This window comes from Pseudomonas sp. HY13-MNA-CIBAN-0226, assembly GCF_040310305.1.
GTDB lineage: Bacteria > Pseudomonadota > Gammaproteobacteria > Pseudomonadales > Pseudomonadaceae > Aquipseudomonas > Aquipseudomonas gregormendelii.
The window spans coordinates 1-254 of sequence record NZ_JBEOPS010000421.1 but is presented as its reverse complement, the minus strand read 5'-3'; the positions used below and the strand labels follow the sequence as shown (position 1 = coordinate 254).

General features: G+C 57.9%; 1 protein-coding gene. It reads right to left on the bottom strand.

The features are described 5' to 3' along the window. A partial coding sequence (locus AAEZ05_RS29345; RefSeq protein WP_350650133.1) for an aminotransferase class V-fold PLP-dependent enzyme occupies positions 1-254 on the bottom strand: 254 nt, incomplete at both ends.

Here is a 254-nt window from a genome sequence, read left to right as displayed (position 1 = left end):
ATGTTCTTCTGCGCGCCGGCGTAGATCATGCCGTATTTGGACACGTCGATCGGGCGCGAGAGGATGTCCGAAGACATGTCGCACACCAGTGGCACGTCACCGACTTCAGGCACCCAATCAAATTCCAAGCCACCGATGGTTTCGTTCGCGACGTAGTGAACGTAGGCCGCGTCCTTGGACAGCTTCCACTCGTTCTGACCGGGAATGGCGAAGTAATCGTAGGGTTTGGCGGTGCCTGCCACGTTGACATGGCC